The organism is Fusibacter sp. (genome assembly GCF_057447755.1).
This window is the reverse complement of record NZ_JBVBZF010000456.1, coordinates 1-2,171: the sequence shown is the minus strand read 5'-3', so window position 1 is coordinate 2,171 and position 2,171 is coordinate 1. Positions and strand designations below refer to the sequence as shown.

The following is a 2,171-nucleotide window of genomic DNA, read 5'->3' as shown; positions in this document are numbered from 1 at the left end:
GGAGAGAAGAACGAACTTTTAAACGATCGCCTTAGGGTTATGTATAAAACAGGTTCGATAGGCTATCTTGAAGTCCTATTCGGTTCAGAGGATTTTACAGATTTACTGTCTCGAATTGATATGATTCAAAAAATACTGGTTCATGATCAAAACCTTATTGTATTTTTGAAAGAGCAAAGAGACATCATTGAAGAGAAAAAGATTGAACTTGAGGGCTTTAAAGCCGAACTCCTTGCATTATTGAGCTCTAAAAAGGACAAGCAAAGTGCTCTTGAAAAGGATTTGAAATCCTTGATTTCATATAAAGAGCAGCTACAAAAGGACCAGGCATCTCTAGAGGAGTTAGAAGACGAACTCTTAAACGAGGCAGATTCTTTAACGGCTGTTATCAAAAATTTACAGCTTGCCAAAACCTATGTTGGTGGTGAAATGATGTGGCCTGTTCCAGGACAGTTTACCATTACCTCACTCTTTGGCAATCGTCTGCATCCAATTTCAAAAACCTACAAAATGCATACGGGGATTGATATTTCCAGCCCTCGAAACTCGAATGTCGTTGCCGCACAGTCGGGAACTGTTATTTACTCGGGTTGGTATAGCGGATATGGAAAGGTGATTATCTTGGATCATGGTGGTGGCTATACAACGCTTTATGGTCATAATGACGATCTCATTGGAAAAGTAGGACAAAAGGTAAATAAAGGCGATCTTATTGCAAAATCAGGAAATACGGGCTATTCAACTGGACCCCATTGTCATTTTGAAGTCAGAGTAAATGGTGAGTATGTAGATCCTCTAAAATATGTTAAAGGAAACTGAGGTGCTTAAATTGAAAAAAATAAATGTCTTAATATTGTCACTTTTACTTATAATTGCAAGTAGTGGAATCACTTTCTTTGCAACGACGATGATGCAAGTGGATCTAGGCGATAAGGTTGTCATATCCAGGGCTGATTTTGATAAATATCAATCCACAATCAATCAATATGAGGAAGTTGAAATATTAAAAAATTACATTGAGAAAAATTACTACAAGGAAGTAGATGACGCATTAATGCTTGAAGGTATGAAAAAGGGTATATTCAGTGTGCTTGAAGATCCATACTCACTTTTCATGAATCAAGAGGAATTTAAGAGCTACATGGAATCATCATCAGGTGAGTATCCAGGCATTGGTATATACCTTACACCAAATGAGGACAATGAGATTGAAATTGTTTCACCGATTGAGGATACACCAGCAGATCGTGCTGGACTCATGGCGAAGGATCTCATCATCGCTGTCAATGGTGAACCTGTGAATGCTTCGGTTATGGATGAAACCATTTCAAAGGTAAAAGGGGAACCGGGTACGCCAGTGACTTTGACGATTTACAGACCTTCAATCAAAGACAAATTTGATGTAGATATCATTAGGGCATGGATAGATGTTAAGGTTGTCAAATCTAGAATGTTAGATGATCAATTGGGATACTTGAGACTTTCAATGTTTGATGAGAATTCAGCTGAGGAATTCAATAAGCATATGAAGGAATTGGTTGCAGACGGTGCAAAGGGTGTTGTGATTGACTTAAGACAAAATCCAGGAGGCTATTTAGACCAATGTGTTAAAATTGCGGATAGTTTACTTGGCAAATCGCTTATCGTCTATACAGAAAGTCGAAACGGAGACAATGAACGCTTTGAATCTGATAGTAAGAAATTTGATGTGAAATTAGTTGTTTTAGTCGATCAGGGATCAGCAAGTGCATCTGAAATCCTCACAGGGGCTTTGAAAGATAACGATGCTGCAACAATCATAGGCGTTACAACGTTTGGTAAAGGTGTCGTTCAAGTGGTTAAACCTTTTTCAGATGAGACAGGATTCAAGTTGACAACTTCAGAGTACTTTACGCCAGATGGAAAGAACATTCATAAAATTGGGATTGAACCTGATGTGGTTGTGCCACTTGATGAACATTATGCTGATATTCAAAACCCGACAGACGAAGATGACAATCAGTTACAAAAGGCAATTGAGATTTTAAGAGGAAAGTTAAATTAGACTCAGTCAAACGCTTGCGGTTTAAAGAGGAGGCAAGGCTATGGATGTTTCAAAATATGTGGCAACGGGCAATGAAATTAAAACATTGGGCTTAAAGCTTCAAACCATGCTAGATCCTAATGCGGAT

The 2,171-nt window shown here is 38.2% G+C and carries 2 protein-coding genes; both read left to right on the top strand.

Going from position 1 to position 2,171, the window contains the following annotated elements:
* Positions 1-819, top strand: an 819-nt coding sequence (locus tag AC220I_RS21595; RefSeq protein ID WP_486725938.1) for a murein hydrolase activator EnvC family protein, incomplete at its 5' end; no start/stop codon positions are given.
* A 10-nt stretch (positions 820-829) separates the two neighbouring features.
* Positions 830-2,044, top strand: a complete 1,215-nt coding sequence (locus AC220I_RS21590) for a S41 family peptidase (protein ID WP_486725937.1) — start codon at positions 830-832, stop codon at positions 2,042-2,044.
* Positions 2,045-2,171: the final 127 nt, after the last annotated feature.